23 protein-coding genes, 2 tRNA genes and 2 rRNA genes (1 of these 27 only partly in view) are annotated in these 26,040 nt (G+C 37.8%); 17 read left to right on the forward strand and 10 right to left on the reverse strand.

The features are described from left to right. From JM84_RS00030 to JM84_RS00050, 5 genes are all read right to left on the reverse strand, one after another. Positions 1-1,122 (reverse strand): 23S ribosomal RNA (locus JM84_RS00030); it reaches 1,705 nt to the left of the window's first position. 279 nt (positions 1,123-1,401) lie between these two features. Beyond that, a tRNA-Ala gene (locus tag JM84_RS00035) sits at positions 1,402-1,478 on the reverse strand. A 174-nt stretch (positions 1,479-1,652) separates the two neighbouring features. Beyond that, positions 1,653-1,726 (reverse strand) — tRNA-Ile (locus JM84_RS00040). A 212-nt stretch (positions 1,727-1,938) separates the two neighbouring features. Beyond that, positions 1,939-3,462 (reverse strand): 16S ribosomal RNA (locus JM84_RS00045). The 16S and 23S rRNA genes sit together here with 2 tRNA genes alongside, the layout of an rRNA operon. Before the next feature lie 755 nt (positions 3,463-4,217). Beyond that, a complete protein-coding gene (locus tag JM84_RS00050; protein ID WP_261375673.1) occupies positions 4,218-6,206 on the reverse strand; it encodes a putative porin in 1,989 nt (662 codons plus the stop codon). Between the two features lie 66 nt (positions 6,207-6,272). Here JM84_RS00050 and JM84_RS00055 point away from each other — a divergent pair, with 66 nt between their 5' ends. Then, positions 6,273-6,911 (forward strand): ribonuclease HII, encoded by a 639-nt coding sequence (locus JM84_RS00055; RefSeq protein WP_144782197.1) that lies wholly within the window; start codon positions 6,273-6,275, stop codon positions 6,909-6,911. Between the two features lie 93 nt (positions 6,912-7,004). Further along, positions 7,005-9,461: a hypothetical protein gene (locus JM84_RS00060; protein ID WP_144782199.1), complete on the forward strand. Its 2,457-nt coding sequence runs from the start codon at positions 7,005-7,007 to the stop codon at positions 9,459-9,461. 10 nt (positions 9,462-9,471) lie between these two features. Here the strand turns inward: JM84_RS00060 and lipB are convergent, their stop codons facing one another. The 3 genes from lipB to JM84_RS00075 form a co-directional block, all read right to left on the reverse strand. Further along, positions 9,472-10,197, reverse strand: coding sequence for a lipoyl(octanoyl) transferase LipB (gene lipB / locus JM84_RS00065; RefSeq protein ID WP_144782201.1), 726 nt, complete (start codon positions 10,195-10,197; stop codon positions 9,472-9,474). A gap of 819 nt (positions 10,198-11,016) precedes the next feature. Further along, positions 11,017-11,871 carry a hypothetical protein gene (locus JM84_RS00070; protein ID WP_144782203.1) on the reverse strand — a complete coding sequence of 285 codons (855 nt, stop codon included), beginning with the start codon at positions 11,869-11,871 and terminating at the stop codon, positions 11,017-11,019. A gap of 2 nt (positions 11,872-11,873) precedes the next feature. Continuing rightward, complete coding sequence (locus JM84_RS00075) at positions 11,874-12,032, reverse strand: YqaE/Pmp3 family membrane protein (RefSeq protein ID WP_013751129.1); 159 nt, start codon at positions 12,030-12,032, stop codon at positions 11,874-11,876. A gap of 183 nt (positions 12,033-12,215) precedes the next feature. Here JM84_RS00075 and lysS point away from each other — a divergent pair, with 183 nt between their 5' ends. The 8 genes from lysS to JM84_RS00115 all read left to right on the forward strand — a co-directional run bounded on the left by lysS (position 12,216) and on the right by JM84_RS00115 (position 18,900). Further along, positions 12,216-13,910: a lysine--tRNA ligase gene (gene lysS, locus JM84_RS00080; protein ID WP_144782205.1), complete on the forward strand. Its 1,695-nt coding sequence runs from the start codon at positions 12,216-12,218 to the stop codon at positions 13,908-13,910. 273 nt (positions 13,911-14,183) lie between these two features. After that, positions 14,184-14,558, forward strand: coding sequence for a hypothetical protein (locus tag JM84_RS00085; RefSeq protein WP_144782207.1), 375 nt, complete (start codon positions 14,184-14,186; stop codon positions 14,556-14,558). A 302-nt stretch (positions 14,559-14,860) separates the two neighbouring features. Then, the gene (locus tag JM84_RS00090; protein WP_144782210.1) at positions 14,861-15,556 is read left to right on the forward strand and encodes an HNH endonuclease; all 696 of its coding nucleotides are present in this window, start codon (positions 14,861-14,863) and stop codon (positions 15,554-15,556) included. A 2-nt stretch (positions 15,557-15,558) separates the two neighbouring features. Continuing rightward, on the forward strand, positions 15,559-16,209 hold the full coding sequence (locus JM84_RS00095; protein WP_144782212.1) for a hypothetical protein: 651 nt from the start codon (positions 15,559-15,561) through the stop codon (positions 16,207-16,209). Beyond that, complete coding sequence (locus tag JM84_RS00100) at positions 16,200-16,493, forward strand: nucleotidyltransferase domain-containing protein (protein WP_144782214.1); 294 nt, start codon at positions 16,200-16,202, stop codon at positions 16,491-16,493. Before JM84_RS00095 ends, JM84_RS00100 begins: the two co-directional genes overlap by 10 nt. Before the next feature lie 130 nt (positions 16,494-16,623). Continuing rightward, positions 16,624-17,391: a DUF695 domain-containing protein gene (locus JM84_RS00105; RefSeq protein ID WP_186439086.1), complete on the forward strand. Its 768-nt coding sequence runs from the start codon at positions 16,624-16,626 to the stop codon at positions 17,389-17,391. Between the two features lie 92 nt (positions 17,392-17,483). After that, the gene (locus JM84_RS00110) at positions 17,484-18,017 is read left to right on the forward strand and encodes a hypothetical protein (RefSeq protein ID WP_144782218.1); all 534 of its coding nucleotides are present in this window, start codon (positions 17,484-17,486) and stop codon (positions 18,015-18,017) included. Positions 18,018-18,096: 79 nt separating this feature from the next. Further along, positions 18,097-18,900, forward strand: coding sequence for a toxin-antitoxin system YwqK family antitoxin (locus JM84_RS00115; RefSeq protein WP_144782220.1), 804 nt, complete (start codon positions 18,097-18,099; stop codon positions 18,898-18,900). A 78-nt stretch (positions 18,901-18,978) separates the two neighbouring features. On the opposite strand, the gene JM84_RS00120 is transcribed toward JM84_RS00115, so the two are convergent. Then, complete coding sequence (locus JM84_RS00120) at positions 18,979-20,022, reverse strand: flavin-containing monooxygenase (protein WP_144782222.1); 1,044 nt, start codon at positions 20,020-20,022, stop codon at positions 18,979-18,981. Between the two features lie 284 nt (positions 20,023-20,306). On the opposite strand from JM84_RS00120, the gene JM84_RS00125 reads away from it, so the two are divergent. The 7 genes from JM84_RS00125 to JM84_RS00155 all read left to right on the forward strand — a co-directional run bounded on the left by JM84_RS00125 (position 20,307) and on the right by JM84_RS00155 (position 25,201). Then, positions 20,307-21,329 (forward strand): adenosine deaminase, encoded by a 1,023-nt coding sequence (locus tag JM84_RS00125; RefSeq protein WP_144782224.1) that lies wholly within the window; start codon positions 20,307-20,309, stop codon positions 21,327-21,329. Positions 21,330-21,475: 146 nt separating this feature from the next. Beyond that, positions 21,476-22,036 carry a hypothetical protein gene (locus tag JM84_RS00130; RefSeq protein WP_144782226.1) on the forward strand — a complete coding sequence of 187 codons (561 nt, stop codon included), beginning with the start codon at positions 21,476-21,478 and terminating at the stop codon, positions 22,034-22,036. 191 nt (positions 22,037-22,227) lie between these two features. Continuing rightward, complete coding sequence (locus JM84_RS00135; protein WP_144782228.1) at positions 22,228-22,791, forward strand: TetR/AcrR family transcriptional regulator; 564 nt, start codon at positions 22,228-22,230, stop codon at positions 22,789-22,791. Between the two features lie 66 nt (positions 22,792-22,857). After that, positions 22,858-23,409 carry a carboxymuconolactone decarboxylase family protein gene (locus JM84_RS00140; protein WP_013751119.1) on the forward strand — a complete coding sequence of 184 codons (552 nt, stop codon included), beginning with the start codon at positions 22,858-22,860 and terminating at the stop codon, positions 23,407-23,409. Positions 23,410-23,480: 71 nt separating this feature from the next. After that, positions 23,481-24,209 (forward strand): SDR family oxidoreductase, encoded by a 729-nt coding sequence (locus JM84_RS00145; RefSeq protein ID WP_144782230.1) that lies wholly within the window; start codon positions 23,481-23,483, stop codon positions 24,207-24,209. Between the two features lie 28 nt (positions 24,210-24,237). Further along, entirely contained in the window at positions 24,238-24,552 is a 315-nt protein-coding gene (locus JM84_RS00150) for an EthD family reductase (protein ID WP_144782232.1), read from the forward strand. 1 nt (position 24,553) lies between these two features. Then, positions 24,554-25,201: a DsbA family oxidoreductase gene (locus tag JM84_RS00155; protein WP_144782234.1), complete on the forward strand. Its 648-nt coding sequence runs from the start codon at positions 24,554-24,556 to the stop codon at positions 25,199-25,201. A gap of 263 nt (positions 25,202-25,464) precedes the next feature. Here JM84_RS00155 and yiaA read toward each other — a convergent pair whose 3' ends face one another. Next, positions 25,465-25,926 (reverse strand): inner membrane protein YiaA, encoded by a 462-nt coding sequence (yiaA, locus tag JM84_RS00160; protein WP_013751115.1) that lies wholly within the window; start codon positions 25,924-25,926, stop codon positions 25,465-25,467. Positions 25,927-26,040: the final 114 nt, after the last annotated feature.

The following is a 26,040-nucleotide window of genomic DNA, read 5'->3' on the forward strand; positions in this document are numbered from 1 at the left end:
TTACGCACTCTTTAAATGAATGGCTGCTTCCAAGCCAACATCCTAGCTGTCAAAGCAATCCAACCGCGTTTTTTCAACTTAACATACATTTGGGGACCTTAGCTGATGGTCTGGGTTCTTTCCCTCTCGGACATGGACCTTAGCACCCATGCCCTCACTGCTGATTAACATTTTATAGCATTCGGAGTTTGTCAGGAATTGGTAGGCGGTGAAGCCCCCGCATCCAATCAGTAGCTCTACCTCTATAAAACTATAAATCAACGCTGCACCTAAATGCATTTCGGGGAGTACGAGCTATTTCCGAGTTTGATTGGCCTTTCACCCCTACCCTCAGGTCATCCCAAGACTTTTCAACGTCAACGGGTTCGGTCCTCCACTTTGGGTTAACAAAGCTTCAACCTGCCCAAGGGTAGATCACACGGTTTCGCGTCTACTCAAACTAACTAAAACGCCCTATTCAGACTCGCTTTCGCTACGGCTCCGACTCTAAAAGTCTTAACCTTGCTAGTTAAAGTAACTCGTAGGCTCATTATGCAAAAGGCACGCCGTCAGTCCGAAGACCTCCGACCGCTTGTAAGCGTATGGTTTCAGGTTCTATTTCACTCCCTTATTCAGGGTTCTTTTCACCTTTCCCTCACGGTACTGGTTCACTATCGGTCTCTCAGGAGTATTTAGCCTTATGGGATGGTCCCCACAGTTTCATACAGGGTTTCACGTGCCCCGCACTACTCAGGATACCACTATCTGTAACTGTCTTTACTTATACCGGGCTATCACCGTCTATGGCTACTCTTTCCAAAGTATTCTAATTCATAAAGCACAAAATGTCGTGGTCCTACAACCCCAGCAATGCCGTAACATTACTGGTTTGGGCTAATCCGCGTTCGCTCGCCACTACTAGCGGAATCACTATTGTTTTCTTCTCCTCCGGGTACTTAGATGTTTCAGTTCTCCGGGTTTGCCCCATTTCTGGTGATATATCTTCAATATACCGGGTTGCCCCATTCGGATATCTACGGATCAATTCTTGTGTGCAGATCCCCGTAGCTTTTCGCAGCTTATCACGTCCTTCATCGCCTCTGAGAGCCTAGGCATTCCCCATACGCCCTTAATTAGCTTATTGTACTTATTGCTCTTTTAAGGGCTTATGTATAAAATACATAAACCTTTATATTATAATGAGTTAATCATATTATATTCATATTCTTGCGTATATAACCGGCTAGGTTACATACGACTTCTCGTATTCTTTAATTATTTCCCAATATGTCAATGAACGTTTTCCCATAATCAGTATAAGATCTATGTAACTAAAAACGTATTGCACTCTCGTGAATCCTGTGTTTTTAAAAACTATATCCTTTATACCTAAGGATGATAACTACTATAAAGTAACTATCTTGGTGGAGAATATCGGAGTCGAACCGATGACCTCCTGCGTGCAAGGCAGGCGCTCTAGCCAGCTGAGCTAATCCCCCATTTTTATGAAATTCCGATGATGACATCAGTTTTCGAATGACGAAGTAATGATTCTCAACTTCTAAAATTTCCTTCAAAATGTAATACAATGAACATCACGATTTATTAAGCTTTCGCGAAAGCACAACTAACAATCAAACATATCTTTTAAAATATGCCTAGTTATTAACCAGTAGTCTCAGGCAGACTCGAACTGCCGACCTCTACATTATCAGTGTAGCGCTCTAACCAGCTGAGCTATGAGACTGTAATTAAACAATCTATAGTCGTTAAGTAATAGTCTTAAGTAAAAAACTCAATACTAAAGTCTAACTACTATTTACTTGTTTATTAAAATTAAATCGACAGCTATTGAAAACTAAAACCTATTTTGACCTTTCGGTCGTAAGTCGTTTGCTGTGTATTACTGGTATTGTTACATATAAATACATAACGCACAATAACAGGGACAAGCTCTAGAAAGGAGGTGTTCCAGCCGCACCTTCCGGTACGGCTACCTTGTTACGACTTAGCCCTAGTTACCAGTTTTACCCTAGGCCGCTCCTTACGGTGACGGACTTCAGGTACCCCCAGCTTCCATGGCTTGACGGGCGGTGTGTACAAGGCCCGGGAACGTATTCACCGGATCATGGCTGATATCCGATTACTAGCGATTCCAGCTTCATGGAGTCGAGTTGCAGACTCCAATCCGAACTGAGATAGGGTTTATAGATTCGCTCCTGGTCGCCCAGTGGCTGCTCTCTGTCCCTACCATTGTAGCACGTGTGTGGCCCAGGACGTAAGGGCCGTGATGATTTGACGTCATCCCCACCTTCCTCACGGTTTGCACCGGCAGTCTGGCTAGAGTTCCCGACATTACTCGCTGGCAACTAACCACAGGGGTTGCGCTCGTTATAGGACTTAACCTGACACCTCACGGCACGAGCTGACGACAACCATGCAGCACCTTGTAAATTGTCCGAAGAAAAAACTATCTCTAGTCCTGTCAATCTACATTTAAGCCCTGGTAAGGTTCCTCGCGTATCATCGAATTAAACCACATGCTCCACCGCTTGTGCGGGCCCCCGTCAATTCCTTTGAGTTTCATTCTTGCGAACGTACTCCCCAGGTGGGATACTTATCACTTTCGCTTAGTCACTCAGCCCGAAAGCCAAACAACTAGTATCCATCGTTTACGGCGTAGACTACCAGGGTATCTAATCCTGTTCGCTACCTACGCTTTCGTCCATCAGCGTCAATATATTGTTAGTGATCTGCCTTCGCAATCGGTATTCTATGTAATCTCTAAGCATTTCACCGCTACACTACATATTCTAACCACTTCACAATAATTCAAGACATACAGTATCAATGGCAATTCTATGGTTGAGCCACAGACTTTCACCACTGACTTATATGCCCGCCTACGGACCCTTTAAACCCAATGATTCCGGATAACGCTTGCACCCTCCGTATTACCGCGGCTGCTGGCACGGAGTTAGCCGGTGCTTATTCTTATGGTACCGTCATCAGTCTACACGTAGACCTTATTCTTCCCATATAAAAGTAGTTTACAACCCATAGGGCAGTCTTCCTACACGCGGCATGGCTGGATCAGAGTTGCCTCCATTGTCCAATATTCCTCACTGCTGCCTCCCGTAGGAGTCTGGTCCGTGTCTCAGTACCAGTGTGGGGGATCTCCCTCTCAGGACCCCTATCTATCGTAGTCTTGGTAAGCCGTTACCTTACCAACAAACTAATAGAACGCATAGTCATCTTATACCGCCGAAACTTTAATGTCCAAATGATGCCATTCAAACATACTATGGGGTATTAATCTTCGTTTCCAAAGGCTATCCCCCAGTATAAGGTAGATTCTATACGCGTTACGCACCCGTGCGCCGGTCGTCAGCAAGTAGCAAGCTACCTCTGTTACCCCTCGACTTGCATGTGTTAAGCCTGCCGCTAGCGTTCATCCTGAGCCAGGATCAAACTCTTCATCGTGAATTGTAAATAAATTTAACTCCTCACGACTCGAAATATCTGGTCAATAATAAACTTCTAGTTTTCAAATTCTTTGTAATAATACCCGAAGGTATTAATACGCGCTGTCAATTCAATAAATCAATGAACTTTCTCTACCACTATTAATAGCAGAAAACTCTTGTAAATGCTAAGGATTCGAACCTCAAATTAGAATAACTAATCTTCCAAAACATCTTAATAAAAACTTTTGAACTTCGCTAGATATGTTACTGTTTCTCTAAGCGGGTGCAAATATACAACTGTTTTTTAAACTCACAACTTAATCTTAAAAATAATCGAAAATTTAATTTTCAACCTCTAACACTAAGTAACAATCGTAATGAACATAACTCCCAAATAACCTCCATTTATTAGCGGCTGCAAAACTACAACCTTTTTCCTAATCACAAACTATCTTTTTAAAAATAATTTGAAGAAATAAAAACAAACTTTTTGAGACATTTAAAAGAACAACCGCTTGCTGTTAAGCGGATGGCAAAGATACACCGAAGTTCTAATCTGACAAGAATATTCTTAAGAAAATTTTAAGGAAATATGCAACTCACTGTAAATACAAGAAGTAGCTTTTAAAATAATTTCATTGACACCTTAACAACCATAAAAGAACTCTATTTTACAGTCCATAAACTTAAAGAAACTAGCAATTCCTACCTCAGCTACTATCAAATAGCTGCAAAAACTACCCTAGAAATTTTCGCGAAAGCGTAAACCATCTATAAGAAGAAGTTCCACACGATACCAAAACGTATATTAAAGTCTCTATATGGATATCCAGGGGCACTGTAAAAGTCGCTTCCAGTAAAACTACTATTGAAATGTTCTGCTTTTATAAAAATTCGTGTTTGGCGGACTTTCATATTAATAAAGAAGTCCAATAATGGGAAGTTACCTAGCTCTTCTGTGTTTTGAACATAAAACTCGGCTAAGATAGGATCATAACCATTGAGATTATACTTAGTAAAGTAGTTTGCTGTGATACCTGTCTGAAGAAACAATGCTTTCTTAAAGAGACGGTCTGTAAAGTAAAAACTACCTCTCCCTACTACATCTGGAACATTGAGTACACCCTCTGCCCCTGTTACATTTTGATACGTGGCCGTAAGATCGAGGTTAAACTTACCAAACTTGATATCTCTATTTGCACTTATCTTTAAATGATTTACCGCTTCTCCAGATTGACGAGACTCTACAAGCCCGTCTTCTCCAAGTCCAAAATATGCGTAATCCTTTATAGTAGATGCAGACGCCTCAAGATTTACGAGACTCTTTGCGTCTAGTTGTGCTGCTAGTGTATTTGTTTTTACCGTAGCATAGTTGTCTTGATTAGACCAGTTATAGTTTAAATAATTACTCTGAAACAGTAAGTGGTTAAAACTAGCTTGTCTTGCATTACTGAGAATACTCACAGAGAATCGCTTATCATCTGCTATCGAATATCCCGCTTCTCCATATATATTGTACCCATCAAAATCACCTACCACATTTACCTGTGCCTCTCCTTCTATATCAAATCCTCCAATCCTATTTTTGTAGGCTCCACCTACAGCAATGTTTGTTCCCTGCAATCTATTAGGAACACGCTCAGAAACACCATCTCCATCTGCATCTTGAATAAGCACTGCGTTATATCCATAATCATAATACAAGGCATTTGCTTGAAACTTGAGTTGCCCTAGTTTTTTATCTTCATAAACAGCATTAATCTCATTATAGGTTTCTTCGTGATCTGTTCTATCTGAAAAACTAGTCTGGCTAAATGCATCACCAAAAATTGCATTTGCCGCATCTTGTCTATAAGTATAAAACTTATTCTCACTATTAAAAATATGCCCTACTCTAAGACTATAATCCTTGAGGCTATCTTTTTTCTGTACAAGATTATAATGATGGTTAACATATATGCGTGTCCCATCAAGTATATTTTCTGCATCCTCAAAGTTTACAGGTAATCTTGACCTATCACTAAAGTCGCCTTCACCACTATTAAACTGCTCTATACCTTGCTCTGTAAGTCCGCCGTTTTCTTGATTTAATAAATCTTGTGCAACCCAGTGTGCTCTTATATGATATCTATCGTTTTTAGTACGATAGCTTCCGGCAAATCTAAAGTTACCAGAACTCGTTAAGGCGTTTTGATATTTCCCTAAACTACGCACTCCTTTATATGCAATAGACATATTAAGTCGTGGATGTATATTTAAGGTAAAGAATGCATCTAGCTGCTGCCCTTGCTCAAAGGCACTTCTGTAAAACAATTCTGTAAGCGGCGTAGGTAGATGATAGTAATTGATATCTTCTACCTCCATATATGCAAAATGTCTAGCCTGTGCTATATATCCTGGTGTAGTACGTCTATTATTAAAGTTATAGATGAGCGTGTTATTAGTTTGCCCTGTGTTTGCAAATGGTAATAAGCCATATCTATCTTTACGCAGGTAATTAAATTTGTAATCCTTCTTTATATTAAGTGTAGTATCTACATGCGTAGTATCTCTAGCAATCGATATGATTTTATAATCTTCGACGGGTGGTCTTTCAAACTTCTTGATGTTAGTAGAAGAAACCTCTCTGGCATTAAGAGGATCATTGTTGTCGTCTTGCTGTATAATGCCTGTAGATGACCCTTTAGTAGGAATTCGAGAAATTTGCGCAAAAAGCATGGTTTGCAACAGGCAAAATAATAAAATCAAAACTCCTCTCATACAAAAAAATTATAGCGTCAAAATTACATTTTTATCCTCGAACCTCGTATTTTCAGCTCCACAAAGATGCTTAAACTCAAATATCATACTCATCTCATAGAATGTGGCACGGACGAAGCTGGCCGAGGCTGCCTCGCAGGCCCCGTTACTGCTGCTGCCGTAATGCTTCCAGATGACTTCATTAACGAGATACTTACAGATTCTAAACTTCTCACAGAGAAGAAACGTGAATTACTCAAACCTATTATAGAAGAAGAAGCAATTGCTTATGGATTTGCTCATGTAATGATGAGTAAGATAGATGATATTAATATCCTTAATGCTTCCATCTTAGGAATGCACCGCAGTATTGAAAGTATGATAAGTACGCTTTCGCGAAAGCAAAAAAAACCACAACACATTCTTGTAGACGGCAATCGGTTTAAACCTTTTCCTAAGATTGACCACACCACTGTTATAAAAGGCGACGGAAAATATTTGCCTATTGCTGCTGCCTCTATTATTGCAAAAACTGCTCGTGATGAATATATGAATCTCATACACGAAGAGTTCCCTATGTACAATTGGAAGAAAAACAAAGGATACCCCACCAAGGAACATCGAGAGGCTATACGCAGATATGGTATTACAAAGTATCATCGCAAGAGCTTTAAGTTACTTCCAGAACAATACGAACTAGATTTTACGTTTAAGAATAACAGCTAATCCCTTGTTTAAAAAGTAGTCAATAACAATATGAGGTTCTCAAGAAGTTCTCAAGACTGAGGTTGTATTTTTGAAACCACCTTAAGCGCACTTATGAAATCTTTCTTTTACATACTTTTTAGCCTTATTATTCTCGCTAGTTGCGATACTAAACCAAAGGCATCATCTTCTCTTACTAAATATATACCTCGCAAAGCGGCGGTTGTCATAAAGACTAATGACTTTAAGGATCTTAAAAGTGCACTTGTAAATAATGACCTTATACAAGAGCTAGCTCCTACGGCACTTTATAAAACCCTAGTTAAAGGGCAGACATTGTTTAAAGACATACAACCAGACGGCGAGACCTTGTTGTGTTATACAAAACTAGGCCGTAATGACTATGACATTAGTATGATCACAAAAGCACATGCGTCTCTTTTTAAAGGAGACTCGCTACTAATGAAAGAAGCAGCACTTAAGGACCCTACTATTAAAACATTAGGCGGAACCGCACATTATCTTATATATAAGGACGTGCTCATTGCTAGTACATCAAAAATCCTTTTAGAAAATGTATTGAGAGAGGATAATACAGACATCTATGAAGATGACCTTTTTGAAAAAGCATACACCTCTTCTAGCAATAGCGCTACGGCTTCTATATTTATAAGAGGATCAGAAGGTGCTAGCTTGTATAAGAGTCTATTTCCTAATGCAACAGCAAATGCGCTTAAAAATTCGTTTTCTTGGACTGCCGCAGATGTTGACTTGGATAACAATGACATCAGACTGAGTGGTGTTGCGCTGGTGCAAGATTCTACATCACAAAGATTGAGTTTACTTAAAGACACACAACCCGTAGTGAATAGAATTGCATCTATTACTCCTACCGCTGCAATTGCTGTAGAGGCTATCACCTATGACGACTGGCAGCAGTTTAAATCTAGTAAAGCAGATTTTTTAAAACTAGACCTCTCTAAATACACGCTTGCACGTGAAGATCTTTTTGCTAGTTTCTCAGAGGTAGGAATGATTCATCTGCCTAAAGGAAAAGTAATAGTAGGAGTTTCTACAGATATTACGGTTACCGGCAATGAACTTGCGAGCGCTTCAGAAAAAGCCGAGTTTAGAAAGGTTTCCATCTATGAGATTAATATGGGTTCCGCTTTCGCGAAAGCGTACTCACCGATACTCAACCTCTCATCTCCTACCTTGTATGCATCGATAGATGACTTCTATCTTTTTGCCGAAAATCAAGAATCGCTAGAAACTGTGATTGCCAACTACCAAAATAAAGCAACCTTATCTAACAGCGCTACCTTCCAGAACACGGAAAGCACTTTAAGTCGCGCCTCTAGTTATTTATACATTTCAAGCCTGGGCAGTAATGCATTTAAAGAGCTCGCCTCAGAAGATGGTCAAAAAGTTTTAAAGGATATCACTCTGGATGGCTATGATTATAGTGCGCTACAACTCATACAAGAAAAAGACTATTTGCTACTAAATATGGCAATTCTCAAGAACGATGAGGCTACTACAGATGCAAATATTGCTCAAATTGCCAATGTGAAACTAAGTGCAGACATCACAATGACGCCGCAGCTAGTAACAAATCATCGTACTAATGGAAAGGATGTAGTGGTTCAAGACATAAACAACACGCTATATCTAATAAGTAATGCAGGAAAAGTATTGTGGCAAAAAGACCTAGATGGTCAAATACTAGGTAACGTGCAGCAGATTGATTTATATCGTAATGGCAGATTGCAACTTGCTTTTACGACGCCGTCTTCATTTTATGTGTTGGATCGTAATGGTAAAGAAGTGAGTCCTTATCCGCTCTCTTTTAAAGATAACATCACGCAACCGCTTTCTATCTTCGACTATGACAATAACAGTAATTACCGTTTTGTCATCGTACAAAATGATAAAGTCCTGATGTATGATAAAAATGCAAAGGCTGTTTCAGGTTTTACCTTTACAGAAGCAGGAAGTGCAATTTTATATCCTCCAGCACATATGCGCATAGGTAACAAAGATTATATCACGATTGCCGAGAATAGCGGGAAGCTGCACATCTTAAACCGAACAGGAAAAACGCGAATTGATGTAAAAGAAAAAATCAACTTTGGAGATACTCCTATTTATAAGTACGGCAACAACTTTGAAACCTTTACAGTTAATGGTGAAAAAGTGAGTATTAACACTTCTGGGAAGCTTACCCAGAGTATTTCAGATTTTCAATCTGATTCAAAAATCGCTATTGAGGATAAATTGAAAGTAGGTTTGAGAGAAAACAATCTTGTGGTAAATGGTAAGAAGAGAGAGATTGCCTTTGGCACCTATACTTCACCTAGCATCTCAAGCACTGGAAAATCACAATACATTGCTATCACCAATACAGAATCTAGCGAAGTCTATATCTATGATAATAAAGGCGTATTACTACCTAACTTTCCTATCTATGGAACTTCTAAGGCAGATGTTGGCTTTTTACGAAGCAATAAGTCTCTAGGTTTTGTAACTCAGGGAGGTAGTAACTCGGTATTGATTTACAAGATTAACTAGCGCGTCGTCCTTATATATATTCCGCGCCCGCTTCTGGGGTAATGAAGTTGGCTTCAAAGAGCGCTGTAAAGTGTTTAAGTAATTTCTCTTTTACCTCTGCCTCATCTACCCTTGCCTTTCCTAGCTCTACATTAAGAGATGTCACTGCTTTGTCTTTTATTCCACAAGGAATCATCAGGTCAAAGTAGCCCAAGTCTGCATTTACGTTTAATGCAAATCCGTGCATGGTTACCCAGCGACTAGCACGTACACCCATAGCACAAATCTTACGTGCAAACGGAGTTCCCACATCAAACCACACACCCGTTTCTCCTGGAGAACGTTCGGCTTTTAGTCCGTATTCATCTAGGGTGAGAATTACCATCTCTTCTAGTAGTCTCAGGTATTTGTGAATGTCTCTAAAAAAACTATCAAGATCAAGAATAGGATACCCTACAATTTGTCCCGGACCGTGATACGTGATATCTCCGCCGCGATTAATCTTATAGAAACTAGCTTTTTTCTCGGCAAGCTCTTTTTCGCTGACAAGCAAATTAGAAAGATCACCACTCTTGCCTAATGTGAAGACATGAGGATGCTCTACAAACAAGAAATGATTAGGAGTTACCAGTCCTGCATTTTGTCTACGGTTGGCAATTTTCATCTCCACCGTTTTCTTAAAAAGCGTCTCTTGGTAGTCCCAAGTTTCCTTATAATCTCGATTTCCGAGGTCCTGTAAAATGATATTTTTATTCACGGCGCAAAGGTACGCAGAAACATAAAAAAATATCTCAACTTTTAAAAATCCCTTTTTCTTAAGAAGTGCATACAACGATTTTTCTTTTCCCCGCCCTGGAGGGTGGAAAAATCTTTATTTGACAAGAGCTGATTGTAAAAACCTACTCTAGCTTTCGTAGGTGTATGTGATTACTCTTATGAAACATCTCCCCTAGCCCCTCTTCAAAGAGGGGAACACTCAAATGAGAATCGCAACGAAGTTGCAAAAAATGAAAGCCCCTCTTCGAAGAGAGGTTGGGGAGATGTTTTCGGCTTGTAAAAAATAAAAAAGCCACCCTTTAGGGTTGGGGAAAGCTTTTTTAGTAGTTCTTTAATTTTTCTTTTCCCCGACCCTGAAGGGTGGAAAAATCTTTGTTTGACAAGAACTGATTGTAAAAATCTACTATAGCCTCCGTAGGTGTGTGTGTGATTACTCTTATGAAACATCTCCCCTAACCCCTCTTCAAAGAGGGGAACACTCGCATGAGAATTGCAACGAAGTTGCTAAAATTAAAAGCCCCTCTTCGAAGAGGGGTTGGAGAGATGTTTTCGGCTTGTAAAAAATAAAAAAGCCACCCTTTAGGGTTGGGAAGGCTTTTTGAAAACATCTCTCCACAAACAGAAATACTCACATAAAAATTGCAACGAAGTTGCAAAAATTGAAGCCCCTCTTCGAAGAGGGGTTGGGGAGATGTCCGCGAGTTGTGAAAAAACCACCCTTCAAGGACGGGGAAATCTTTTAAAAACTAAAAAAACCTCCTACCATATAGTAGAAGGTCTTTATAATAATTATCGTGACTTATTTATCCTCAAGAACCACCTCAAAGTTTTCTAAGGTCTTGTCTGTTCCTTCTAGTAGGGTTTTATAGTCTATGGAGAAGGTTACTGTTTTGCCATCTTCTGAGATTATTGCGTTTTCTTGAGATACGGAGATTACTTTTCTTGGGAATACGTATTCTAGTTGCATAGTAGATTGATCTAGTACTTCGTCCATACCTAGTACCATCTCTTTCATCATATTGTTTTCGGCTTCTCCATTCTCATCTTTAAAAACGGCATCCTCTACGTCTTGTCTCGTCTTTTCAGATAATTCGCTGCTGCCTTCTAGGTGTCTTGATAGCGCTTTAGGGTCTGTTCTTCTAAAGGTATTATCGGTAAAAGTATAGATCACCTTGTTTGTACTCAGCATACTATTTGCTGGGCTACTACTTGCTTGCTCTCCGCCTGGTGTGGTTTTCTTTGCGCTTTCAAATACTTTATCTACATCATATGCGATGCGCTCTATCTCCTTAAACTCTTCAAAGTCTTTTATGACAGTGAGTACCATCACCCCGTTCTCTTCGTCTATGTTCATATTCATAGCAAAGTCTTTAAGTGCTTTCACATTTTCCTGCTGTGCAGCTGGTAATGTGGCGATGCTATCCTTGTAGATTTCTAGAAAGTCATTAAACACCATCGTGGTATCCATTTTCTCCTTCTTCTTTTCTGGGTTACTTGCTCCACTTTGAGCAGCGATTGCCATGATTTGTGATAGGTCAAATTTAGACTCATAACGACCTCCCATGTCTTCATTAAACACAATACGCTCATGCATACTACAACTCACCAGTAACACTAAGAGTACTACTAGCAGTCCATAAACCTTTTTACTCATTCCTATTTTTTTGGATTATTTAATATTACGAGTGCTGCAATTACGCCAGGCACCCAGCCACAGAGCCAAAGTAAGAAAACTATTAATACAGACCCACATCCTTTGCCTATTACAGCTAGTGGTGGAAAAAAGATGGCAAGTAAGACGCGCCAGATACTCATAAGTGAAGTTTTTTTGATCCTATCCTTCAGTAGGAAAGGTTGATTGATGTACTTAATAAGACGACATAATTTTCAGATTGTTACAATGTTGATTTCTGAGCGGGCTATTACTATCTTTGCGCCGCTCTACCGCTATTTATGCGTAGCGCTTATTTGCAAAAAATATAAAAGAATTATTACTGTATGCAACTGTCAGAACAAGAACAAGTACGCCGTCAAAAATTATCCCGCTTGCGCGAAATGGGAATCAATCCTTATCCAGCAGCACAATACCACGTTACTCATAGCTCTAAGAAAGCAATCGCAGATTATAAAGAGGGTGAGAAGGTAGTAATGGCAGGTCGCTTGATGCGAAAGAAGATTCAAGGTTCTGCATCTTTTGGAGAGATTCAAGATGGTGAAGGTCGCATACAATTATACTTTAACCGTGACGAGATTTGCCCGGGAGAAGATAAGTCTCATTATAACGAGGTATTTAAAAAGCTTTTGGATCTTGGTGATTTCATTGGTGTAGAAGGAACGTTGTTTACTACACAAGTAGGTGAGATTACGGTATCACTTACTGGATTCACACTATTAAGTAAAGCACTTAAACCATTACCACTACCTAAAACAGATGCAGAGGGTAATACCTATGATGAGTTTATAGATCCAGAAATGCGTTACCGCCAGCGTTATGCAGATCTTGCTGTAAACCCACACGTAAAAGAAGTATTTGTAAAACGTACCAAGCTTTTTAATGCGATGCGTAACTTCTTTAACGACGCAGGATATTTTGAAGTAGAGACTCCTATCCTACAGCCTATTGCTGGAGGAGCTGCAGCACGACCATTTGTAACGCACCACAACTCACTAGATATGCCATTATATATGCGTATTGCAAATGAGCTGTACTTAAAGCGTCTTATTGTTGGCGGATTTGAAGGGGTGTATGAGTTCTCAAAGAACTTCCGTAATGAAGGGATGGACCGCACGCACAATCCAGAGTTTACCGCGATGGAAATCTATGTAGCTTATAAAGACTACAACTGGATGATGGAGTTTTGTGAGCAGTTACTAGAACACTGTGCGATTGCTGTAAATGGAACCACAAAGGCAACCTTTGGTGAGCACGAAGTAGATTTTAAAGCTCCGTATGCTAGAGTAACCATGGCAGATAGTATCAAGCACTTTACAGGATTTGATATTCTTGATAAAACAGAAGATGAGATACGCGCTGCCGCACAAGGCATGGGTATCGAGGTAGATGAGACTATGGGTAAAGGAAAACTCATCGATGAGATTTTTGGTGAGAAGTGTGAGGGTAACTACATACAGCCTACCTACATCACAGACTATCCTAAAGAGATGAGCCCGCTATGCAAAGAGCACCGTGATAACCCAGAACTTACAGAACGTTTTGAGTTGATGGTTTGTGGTAAAGAGATTGCAAATGCATACTCAGAGCTTAACGATCCTATCGACCAGCGTGAGCGTTTTGAGGCACAGCTAGAACTTGCAAAGCGTGGTGATGACGAGGCAACAGCTTCTATAGATTATGACTTCTTGCGTTCATTAGAGTACGGGATGCCTCCTACCTCAGGAATGGGGATTGGGATGGACCGTTTGATTATGTTCTTGACTAATAACCAGTCTATACAAGAAGTACTGTTCTTCCCACAGATGAAACCAGAAAAGAAGGCTCTTGATCTTAACGAGAACGAAAAAGCAATTTACGACCTCCTTAAAAAGGAAAGCCCGCAAGAACTTGGTGCACTCAAAGCTGCAGCAGGTTTAAGTAATAAAGGATGGGACAAAGGCCTTAAAGGTCTTACCAAACTAGGCGCTGCCAAAGTTTCTAAAACAGACGAAGGTTTGTTTGTAACCATTGCAGACTAACACCACCTTCTTACTATAAAAGACAACCTAAAAACCGACTATCAAATCCCTGCTTTTTTAAGTGGGGATTTTTTTATGCGCTTTCGCGAAAATTTGAATTGGTTAGCTCGATGCTGTTAATTATACATATTTATTGAATTAATTAACTCTAAATGAGGAATCCCGTATAGTCTAGACAATTGGAAGTACTAATTTCGTCAAAGCCATTTAAGGTTAAATTAATTATCAAACAAAAACTTTAAAATGAAACAAAATGCTTTCTTTTTCCTAATAGTGATATTATTCAGTTTTAGCTGCTCAACCGACGATGGAGATTCACAGGATTCTCAGATTCAAATCAATCCACCAAGTTGGATACAAGGAACATGGTTAATCGAAAACACAGTTACAAATGGATCTGGCTTTCGTTTTACAACAAATGACGTAATTCTTCTTCAACCTGCTCTTGAAATAAGTCAAAGAGGTCAATTAGAAATATTCATAGGATCAGGTCAAGATGTATCTACTAATGAAGAATTTTCAGAAGACACATACAAGCTTACTTCTAATTTTCCAGCAGGCCAAACTACAGTTTTTTCTTTCACAAGAGTTTCCGAAACAGAAATTACTTGGAACGCGATAGGGAATGGAGTTTATACTAAACAATAGTTTTTTCGTATTAGTTAATAAATAATGAAATACTCTCAAGTAAATTTAAAAAACAGTCTTACACCACCGTCTTACTATAAAAGACAACCTAAAAACCGACTATCAAATCCCTGCTTTTTAAGTGGGGATTTTTTATGCGCTTTCGCGAAAATTTAAATTGGTTAGCTCGATTCTGTTAATTATACAAATTTATTGTATTAATTAACCTAGAGTAAGGTAAACCGTAAAGGAGGTATGTTGGGATGTTGTATTTTAGTGGATTACGTGAAAATGAAATCAAATACAAAATTTTATAAAATTAAATGACTTGCACAAAAGGGAGAGCCTATCCAACCGCTCACACAAAACTAATGCTATTTGCTGATTCGGCGGGATACTGCCAAAATCCTAGCTGTAATACTAATTTGTTTTTAACTGTTGGTGAATCAGAATTCCATATAGCTGAAATGGCTCACATAATAAGTGATAGTGACACCGGACCACGAGCAAATAGACAAATTCCAAAAGAAGTTAGAAGTTCATTTGATAATCTTATATTATTATGTCCAACTTGCCATACAAAGGTTGATAAAGCAGAATCTGAATTTCCAAAAACTATAATTTTGGAATGGAAAATTAATCATAGTAATAGAGTAAAGTCACTATTCAATATTAAACGTTATAAGACAAGGCAGGATGCAAGGAAAAACATCACACCACTGCTAATCCAAAATAAGATCATTTTTGAAACCTATGGTCCACTGACAGATTCAAGATTTAATCCAGAGAGCGAAACTCCCAAAGTTTGGTTGTCAAAAATTCAACAAAATATACTACCAAATAACAGAATGTTAATTAATATAATTGATGAAAACTACTCACTTTTATTGGAGAGAGAAATAACCTTTGTAGAATTATTCCGGCAACACGTTCTAGATTTTGAATCTCGACATATTAATAAAATTGAAATTAATGCTACTAGATTCCCGACTGAATTCAGCAATATATATAAAGACTAATTATGCCTAGAACATCAACATTTCAATGGATAGTGGAAAAGTTAGAAGATAATGACAATGTAACTTCTACAGAGATAATATCTGATTCTCTTCTTAGAATAAATAGAAGAGAAGGACAATCGATTACAGTAACAACAACTCCTCTATCTCAAATTAACTTGATCAACGTTATTTCTATTCTTAAAAAGCAAAATGTTGATTTTATTTTACACTCAGTAAAGGAAGCTTGGATTTACGGTGGCGTATTTGATTACCTAGACAAGGAAAGAAAAGTGATTGGTAGTTTTGGCGATTTATTCAGGATAATTGATCAAAATAATAACTATCCTTATTTACCAACCGAAGTACACTTTATTGTTAGAGGACTAGAACAACATAAAAAAGTCAATAATGTTAAGCGACTTGATAATAAAAGATACGAAATAGAACGATACGGACTTAACACGGTTATAATAATTGCTTTAAATGACTACGACATTAGTATAGAATCCGTGAGAAGTGCGGTTAATGATTTTGATAAGTTTGATATTATACTCAAATCTAATCCAAATGGCCAAATAACGAGCTCAGCAGCCAATTTAGCAGATTCAAGTGGGTTTAAAGTTGTTAGTTGGGGACAACTATTAAGCATATTGCATAGAAGATGGAATTGAGAGAAATAATAGCTGATTTAAGAGATGTTATCAAAATTTTAGAGTCAAAAATTGAAAAATTTGATTGTTTAATATTTGGTTCTATTCTGACAAATTCAAAAGTCGCCAATGATGTGGACATATTAATTATCTACGACAATGAAAATCATATTGAAATAATCAAACAAGAATTTAAAAATATGGCGGAAATATATCCATTGCATTTGAATTATTTCACCTTTGAAGAAGAAAATGAACTAAAATTTATTCACGAACAAAAAGCTAGATACATATCTAATCTTTAGAGTAATATTATAAGCAGAATAAACCTAAAACATTCACGAAAAGCATATTTCTTATAATGAAACTTACACAATTTTAAAAATGAGAAAATTACTTATAATCTTATTAATATTCTTACTTACATCTTTACATATGATTGCACAAAATTCAGAGGAGCATTGGGACACTTATATGGCATCATATGAAAATGGAAAGCCAGGTTCCACTACGTTAAGAATGGATTTAATTGATATCGCTCCAATGCAAGATTTTAATTATGTTCTGATAACTGGATTAGTTTATGAAACATCTAAAGAAAATGGATTCCCAGAGAATGAAACTTTTAGTGTATTGCACAATGCAGCTGACGAACTAATAGAAATAATACAATCCGAAACTGATTTCGTACTAGTTGGGTCATTTATGCATAATGGAGAGAGACTTGAATATTTTTATATTAAAGAACAAAAAAATATTGTTTCAAAAATTGAGCGCTTCTATAAAATCAAATATCCAGAGTATAAATTCTACCTTAACATTAAAGAGGACAAAGAATGGGATTACTATCTAGATTTCCTTTATCCAAATGAAGAGACCTTAAATTATATGGCGGACCAATCTGTATTACGAAATTTAGAAGAGGCTGGCGATGATCTCATTAAGGCACGAAGAGTTAACCATTGGCTTTATTTTACTAAAGAAACAGAAATGAATAAGTGTAAAGCAGAATTAATTGAACTAGGTTTTATAGTGCACTATGCTGGGATTAATAAAGAAACAAATCTTCCCTTTGAGCTAGAAATTTCTAGAGTAGATAACGTAGACATTTCTTCTATTTATCCTATCACGTCTGATTTGAGAAAGAGAGCAAAAAATTTTAATGGTGAATATGATGGCTGGGAAACCTCGGTTGAAAAATAATTATGTAAGACAAAGAACCGCGCTAAAAATCAAGTCCATGTAAAACATGGGTTTGCTATTATTTTATAAGCTACCAAAACCAACTCAACAAAATGATATTCGAAATTCCATTTAATGAAGAAATTTACAACCAACAAATGCTTCTAAATTTCAACACTGCTTGGAAGAAGAACTTTAATAATAACAGAAAACGTCTGTTCTTAGCAATTCCAATGATCCTAGTTGGTGGATTAATCATATATGGAGAAAACAATACTGGCTTTCTGCTAGTCGCAATTGGAGTTCATTATTTAATTAATTTTTACACCTACTATAAATTTTACCAGAAAAGTAAAAAATCCTATTTAGATTTAATGAATGCGGAAATTCTTAAACAAAAAGGGTCAAATGAAAATCACTTATGGGAATTTGACGACCTCTTCTTTAGATATAAAGATCATAAATATGAAGCCAAAATAAAATGGGAGGTTTTCAAAAGCCATAGAGTGATTGAGAATAACCTGTTTCTTGATATCGATGTCGGGACTAATTTAGCTTTCATTCTAGGAGAATCGGAAATAGGTATTGACGATTTTAAAAAAGCGACTGAATTTGTTAAAGAAAAAGTTACTCAAGAACAGATCTAGATTAAACAGCCTTTATCATTATCGCACTAGCGAGTATCGTTATCAACATACTCTTCAGATAAAAAAATAACACGTGTCAATGCGTCCACCTTATTCCTACCTCATCATCTTACTACTACTCCTAAGCACACACATCACCAGCGCTCAAGAAAACCAAGTAGTTGAGTATTTCAATATGGGTGAGAAAAAAAGTGTCGGGCTTAAAAATGCTGCTGGCTTTCCTACGGGTGAGTGGGTTTATTATAGAAAGGATGGAGCGATAGATACTAAGCTCACCTTTAATGGTTCAGATAATCCAGTAGGCCCTTTTGAAATGTATTATCGCAACGGGCAGTTGCAAACTAAAGGTTCTTATGCGAGTGAAGGTTTCTATAGTATGGATGGCCCCTACGAGGATTATTACAGTAATGGCCAACTAAGATCTAAAGGAGTTTATAAAGAGAATCAAAGTGTTGGCAGTTGGATAGGGTATTGGGAAAATGGCCAACTCAAATCAAAAACTACCTATAGCAGCGAAGGTGTGATTATAAGTAATACAGAATATCACAACAATGGCAACTTGAGACTAGATGCTACTTATACAGATAAAGGTGACTTTACCGGCAATCTCAATATTTATTATGAAGATGGAACGCTATTTACCTCTCAAGAATTTGATGCGCTAGGTAACAAGAAAGGCGTGTACACGTCTTTCTACAAGAACGGTAGTATCAAGGAGCAAGGTGAATATGCAGGCATCGATTACTTTAAGAAAAAAGACGTCTGGAAATCTTTCCACAAAGATGGAACCTTGAAAATGATGGTTACCTACGACAATAAAGGCAACCGCCTAGGCATAAAACGCTATGACACCAATGGGGATTTGATTCCTGAGAAGGAATGATATAGGAGCTATTTTCGCGAAAGCGTACTTAATAACTATCTACTAGTTATTGCATTGCGATAAACGGAGTTAAGCTAGTTACCCCTTTGCATCAATTAAGTCTGCGAGATAAAGCGCATCCTTAGACACTCCGCCTAAGGTTGCAGATCCGCGAGTGTACATCCACGGTAGGCCTAAGAAGTACAAGCCATCGATGTTGCTTACACCTCTGCGGTTTTTTGGATAGCTATCTGCATCAAGCTCTAAGCCCTCTATCCATTGAAAATTGGGGCGATATCCAGTAGCCCAAATAATATTTTTAATACTAGCTACTTTCTTGTTTTTGAAGATGATTTCCTCATGCATGGCGTCTTTGGTTCTACCGCATATAATGACGTTATCTCTAGAAAGAATTTCTTTTACATCTGTGCCTATAACAGGCTGAGTAAACGAACTTATCCTCTTACCCATCCAGCTATACTTATTAAAACTTAGAAATCCTGTTACAGTAAACCACCACCACAATGACTTGCCTAAAATATGCTGCGGCAAGGATTTTACCGTAGTATCCCCAGAGAAAAAGACCTTCCTACGGCCATCTTTTGAGAGTTCGTTTAAGATTTGATATCCAGAGTCTCCTCCACCTACTACGAGCGCATCGCCCTCTTGTAATTGATCGAGTCCTTTATAGTAATTGCTATGCATCTGCGTGATACTATCTGCAATCTTAGTATTACAAGGTGGCGTGTATGGCGTGTGAAAAGGACCTGTGGCAACCACCACATTTTTGGCATCAAGATCACCATCCTTATGTGCGAGTGTAAATCCCTTTGCTGTCTTACTTATAGCAGTAATTAATGTATTGAGTTTTACAGGGATCTCAAAAGTCGACACATAAGACTTAAAATAATCTGCTACTTCATATTTACTTGGGTAATGACCTTTAGGAGTGTCAAATTTTAAACCTGGCAGGTGGTTGTATTCGGTAGGGGTAAATAGTTTTAAGGAATCCCATCTGTTTAACCACGACGCTCCTATTTCTTTATCACCATCTACCACCACGTAGTTCTTCCCCATCTTTTTTAAATGGTACGCCATAGATAATCCGGCTTGTGCTCCTCCTATTACTACATAATCTACCATCTGTTGCCCTTCTAATTTTTTGCAAAAATAGACATTAAGAATAGCTTTCCTCCTTTTTATAGCTTTCAATAAAATCAAACACTATAATCAGAATATTTTACTATAAATATTCCGCATCGCGATCACTTTTTAGATTATTTTTCATGTTCAGAATGTTACAGTGTGGGTGGTTACGCTTTCGCGAAAGCGTACTTATCATAAGGCTAGTTCACGTGCAACTCAAGGCCAATAAAACCACTTCTTACAAATAACCCTACCTTTGTTGCCACAAAAAAATAGCTACAATGAATAATACTCCCCTAAGAACCCTTGTACAAGGCATCCCAAAAACAGAACTTCACCTCCATATAGAAGGTAGTTTTGAGCCAGAATTGATGTTTGAAATCGCAAAGCGCAATAATATCACCCTTGCTTATGATTCTATTGAGTCATTAAAAAAGGCATATACATTTAATAACCTTCAAGAGTTTTTAGACATCTACTATACAGGTGCGCAAGTGCTTTTACATGAGCAAGATTTTTATGATCTTACGTGGGCATATCTTACTAAGGTACATAGTGAGAACGTAGTACACGTAGAGGTGTTCTTTGATCCACAAACACACACAGATCGCGGTGTCCCTTTTAAAACAGTAATCACTGGGATTTACAATGCGCTTGAGAAAGCAAAAAGTGAATACGGCATTACCTATAAACTCATCATGTCTTACTTGAGACACTTAAGCGAGGAAGCTGCTTTTAAAACGCTAGAAGAATCACAGCCATATAAAGAGTGGATAGATGGTGTAGGACTTGACTCTTCTGAGCAAGGAAACCCTCCTAGCAAATTTAAAAACGTATTTGAAGCCTCGGCAAAAGAAGGTTATAAACTAGTAGCGCACGCCGGTGAAGAAGGCCCAGCAGATTATATTTGGGAAGCACTTGACGTACTAAACGTTGTGCGTATAGATCACGGTAATCGTTGCCTAAGTGATGATGCACTTGTGGAGCGTCTTGTAAAAGAGCAAATTCCGTTAACGCTTTGCCCTACTAGTAATGTGGCGCTTAAGGTGATTGACAAGATGGAAGAACACCCAGTAGCACAGATGCTAGACAAAGGGATTCTTGCGACGATACACTCTGATGATCCAGCTTACTTTGGCGGATATATGAATGAGAACTACTGCCAGACAGCAAGTGCCTTAAACTTATCTAAGGAGCAGATCATGCAACTTGCCATCAATGGTTTTAAAGCAAGCTGGCTTACCGAAGATGAGAAAGCAGCAAACATCACAAAGGTGAAAGCATACTTTGCTTCCATCGATTAAGTATTTTAATAAGGTTGCGCTTTTGCAAGAGCGTAACCTTATTTCTATCGTTCTGTAAGGGACATCTTACCACCAATCACCATCACCTAAGAGACTGATAACTCAATCTTTATAGCTATTTTTGAAGTAACTTAAATAGGACTACTATGGAGGTAATAAAAATTATATTCTTTGCGCTTGGCACTTTCTTTGGCGTTGACGATAGTACCATTATGGCAGAAGATACTGCGGTACACATTAACATTACAGAACAAATTATAACTGTAGATCAACAGGATGTTTTTGCGCTAGTGAGTAATGAGAAAGACAGCCTAAAGATTAGAAACACCCTCTACAGAATAGGAAACGCACAAGCACAAGAAAAGCGCCTTACCTTAAAGGAAAAGTTTGATACCTACGCTTGGTCCACTTCTGAGATAGTGAGCCGTAAAGAAGCAAAGGAACTTGACATTAAACTCAAGTTCAAATATGTTGCTAAGGAGCAGCTTAAAGATTTTGGAATAGATTATGTAGAAAAAGATAGCTCCTATGCTATGATTAATATCCCAGCGTGGAATCTTAAAACCACTACTGGAGCACTGCGAGATAATTACTGGTACTTTAAGGATAGTATTTCCTTTACCCTTTCACCCGCTAAGGATATGCCTAAAAAATACCTTCCTCTTAAAAAAGGCTTGTATAATTACTGGGAGCAGGTAAAACCATAAGATAGACTATAAGAATTGTTGTTACGCTTTCGCGAAAGCATACTTATCCACCATCACTACTTACCACCTACAATCCTCATCATTTATATGATGGAGATTTCTTGTCTTTTAATAATGCATAACACAAATAATTGTTAAATCCTTTTCAATTACTAAACGGTTGGTTAGTTTTGCACCGTAATAAGAAACAAGTGGCTAGAAAAAAGAATTATGATGAGCGTGAAGTAGTCGAAAAGGCTATGAATCTGTTCTGGAAAAATACCTACGAGTCTACCTCTATGCAAATGCTAGAGAAGGAAATGGGTATTAATAAATTCTCAATCTATGCGAGCTTTGGAAATAAGCATGGTCTGTTTTTGGCAAGCCTGTCTTACTACAAAGAGAAAGTAGGCGAGATTATAAAAAAGTTTGCTAGTGGCACAAACGGAGTGCAAGATATCAAGCAGTTTTTTATAGACTCTGTAACGATACTCGATCCAGACGGATCTCGCAATGGATGTTTGCTTACAAACACTTATAACGAATTTGCCGCAAGTGAAGATGAAGTAATTCAAAAGGAGATGAATTCTTTTATGAGTACTCTAAAAGAGCTTTTTATTGAAAAGCTGAAAATGGACAGTAGTAAAGATGAAGAAACTATAATGCGAGAAGCAAACTTTCTTTTACTCGCCAAACATGGCCTAGCAGCTGCCTCACGAGTAAACACGACAAAAGAGATTGAAGATTACATAGAGATGACGTTTAAAAACATCTAACTATTTTTTTACCCTAAAACTAAACGAACGTTTAGATATAATTAACATAAATTAAAAATTGCTATTATGACAACATTAAAAGTTCACAACATCGAGAGTGCTCCACAAGAGAGTAAGCCATTATTAGAAAATTCTTTAAAGTCTTTTGGGATGCTTCCAGGATTACACGGAGTACTTGCAGAGTCTCCACAAATCTTAAAAGCATACCAAGAACTACATGAGTTATTTACAAACTCTTCATTTAACGCAGATGAGTTAACGGTAGTATGGCAAACTATTAACGTAGAGCATGCATGTCACTACTGCGTTCCAGCACACACAGGTATCGCAAAAATGATGAAAGTAGATGACGCAATTATCGAGGCTTTACGTAACGAGACTCCACTAGAAGATGCAAAACTAGAAGCTCTACGTACATTCACTTTATCGCTTACACGTAACCGTGGTAACGTTTCTCAAGAAGATCTTACTGCATTTTATGCAGCTGGTTATGGAGAAAGACAAGTACTGGATATCATCTTAGGATTATCTCAAAAAGTAATAAGTAACTACACAAATCACATCGCAAACACACCTGTAGATGCTGCATTTGAGAAGTTTGCTTGGGAGAAAAAATAAGTAACTCCCCTAACTTAATAAATAATAAGCCTTCCTTAATATTGTAGGAAGGCTTCTTTAAAAAAGATCATATGAGTATTTCAATAGAAAATAAAGTAGCATTAGTCACGGGCGCAAACAGAGGTATTGGTAAAGCGATTGTGGAATCATTTTTAGACCACGGAGCTAAGAAAGTATATCTAGCGGTGCGTGATACAAACTCTACAAAAGAACTAGAAGAAAAGTATGGTGATAAAGTAGTCACTTTACAAGCAGATGTGTCAAACACAGCCTCTATAAAAACACTAGCAGCACATGCTACAGATGTAGATGTAGTGGTAAATAATGCAGGTATAGGGACACCACAGTCTATCATAAGTGATGATGTAGAAGAGGATTTTCTTAATCAGCTACAAGTAAATACTTTTGGATTAGTGCGTGTTGCAAACGCTTTCGCGAAAACGTTAGAAAGCAACAAAGGAGCGCTTGTACAATTAAACTCTATTGCTTCTATCAAGAACTTCTCTCAACTCTCTACCTACTCTGCATCAAAAGCTGCATCGTATTCTTTAACACAAGGAATTCGCACAGAGTTAAGTCCGCGAGGAATTAATGTACTGAGTGTACACCCAGGACCAGTAGATACAGATATGGCAGAAAAGGCAGGTTTTGAAAATGGAGCTACAACTTCTGAGATTTCTGAAGGAATTGTAAGCGCATTAAAAGCTGGAGATTTTCACTTATTTCCAGATGACATGGCAAAGCAGTTTGAAAAAGAATATCAAAACTTTTCTGACAACATCGTAACTTCAGATTTTTAAGGAGTAATTTCACTTAAAAGCAAATATCATGATAAAAGTATCTGTAATGTACCCTAATAGTGATAGTGTAAAATTTGACACCGACTATTATAAAAATAGCCACTTACCTATGATTCAAGAATCACTAGGTGACGCATTAAAGGGATTAGAACTAGAAGTAGGAATTGCTGGAAGAGCTCCCGGAGAGCTTGCGCCTTATGTAGCGATTGCTCATTTAAAATTTGATAATGTTGCTTCTTTCCAAGAGAGCTTTGCACCACACGGAGAAAAATTTGCAGCAGACGTTGAGAACTACAGCAACGTTCAAGGAGAATTACAGATAAGTGAAATCATAGATTTGTAAAATGAAGAAAGAAAAATTAAAAATAGATATTGTCTCAGATGTAGTTTGCCCATGGTGTACCGTAGGTTACAAACGACTTGAAAAAGCAATATCAGAACTTGGCATTGAAGACCAAATAGAGATTGAGTGGCAACCGTTTGAATTAAACCCTCAAATGCCTGCCGAAGGTCAAAATGTAGATGAGCATATTACAGAAAAATATGGCTCAACTGCAGCACAACAAAAAGAGTCTAAACAACGACTAGTAGATGCTGGAAATGAGCTTGGTTTTACGTTTGACTATTTTGACGATATGAGAATTGTAAACACTTTTGATGCACATGTATTATTAGAGTATGCAAAGAAATTTGACAAGCAAACAGCATTAAAAATGCGATTTACCGCTTCTTACTTTAGTGAGCGTAAGGATGTATCACAAAGAGATGTCTTAAAACAAGCACTTCTCGACGTTGGCTTAAATGCAGAAGAAGGTATGTCCTTACTTGAAAATGAAGAAGCTCGCTATGAAGTAAGAACGCAACAAGGTTACTGGAAGAACTTAGGTGTAAACTCAGTTCCTACTATTGTTTTTAATAGAAAAAGTGCAGTTACTGGAGCACAACCTGTAGATTTATTTAAGAAAGTACTCTCCGAACTTATTGCCGAATAAAAGGATATAGTTCAACATTCTTTAGAAATAGCTTTTCCCTAAGAGCATTTTTAAAGATCATAGAACCCGTACATAGTGCTTAAAAAGTGTAGTGTGCGGGTTTTTACTTTTGGTACAGCGAGGATATATTCAGGTAATTACGTTTTCGCGAAAGCGTAAATAAAAAGCTTCCCTCACTGTTCATATAAAAACCCAACACTCCCTAAGAAGCATTGGGTTTTATCAAACAACAAAAGGCGACACCCGAGGGATGTCGCTTTTTGCTAGTTGTCATTAAGACTATCTATAAATTTTACATCTCTCGTGTTCTTTTGTACCGCTATGGCCGAGAACAGACTTAATGTAAAAGACATTCCATAAAATCCTTTCTCACTTAAATCTAGATCTGCATTCCATAAACCTACCACGAGTAATAAAATAGAGACGATGGTGACAAACCAACTTATACCATAATAAATATCTGTTACTGGCACTCCTTCTAGTCGATCTCTCACGCTTTTTTGTACAGACACTACAGCAAATAGTCCAAATAATAATACGGTAAAGTAATATCCCTTTTCATTGAGGTACATATCTGCGTTCCATAGTCCTACACAAAAGGATATTATCCCCACAAATAATGCACTCCATGATGCACTTATAAAAGCTCCTGTAGGCTTGTTTGAAAATGGTTCTTTCTTTTTACTCTTCTTTTCTGTTACTTGTGTTTCAAATTGATTTTCCATGATTGTTGTTGTTTGATTACGGAACAAAGATGCAGCTATGTAGCAGCTAATAAAATCAAATATTTCAACAATACTTATGATATCAATAGAATAAAATATTCTTTAACTACTATA

The sequence above is a fragment of the Dokdonia sp. Hel_I_63 genome (genome assembly GCF_007827285.1).
Classification (GTDB): domain Bacteria; phylum Bacteroidota; class Bacteroidia; order Flavobacteriales; family Flavobacteriaceae; genus Dokdonia.